1 protein-coding gene is annotated in these 403 nt (G+C 34.7%); it reads left to right on the top strand.

What is annotated here, in order from left to right:
- On the top strand, nucleotides 1-403 hold a 403-nt coding region (locus ACWIUO_RS13920), incomplete at both ends, for a hypothetical protein (protein WP_454178479.1).

Below are 403 nucleotides of genomic sequence, written 5' to 3'. Positions count from 1 at the left end.
CATCACAAATCCATATCCAAACAACAACGCATTAGCAAATGAGCTAGATTCTGCCCACTCTAAAGCTAAAACACCAAATGCGCTTAGCAAACTAGATTCTAGCAAATCAAACATACATTCAAGCACACATTCAAACACACTGCATTTTAACGCTAATGATTCTCTAAATCCCTCAAATAATGTCTCATTAGATTCTAATGCCTCAAACAATCCACACTCTAATTCATTTGCTTCAAACTCATCAAATCCAAACTCATCAAATCCGCTAAATTCATCTTTACCAAATACCACTAAAATCTACACAGGCATTATCGCTAATGTGCAGTATTTAGGATTTAACTCACAAAGCAGTGATAATATCCTAAATAGAGTTAGCACTACCAACGCTAACAAATATAACAAC

The sequence above is a fragment of the Helicobacter sp. T3_23-1056 genome (assembly GCF_053654535.1).
The sequence above is the reverse complement of the archived record's forward strand: the minus strand, read 5'-3'. Positions and strand labels throughout refer to the sequence as shown.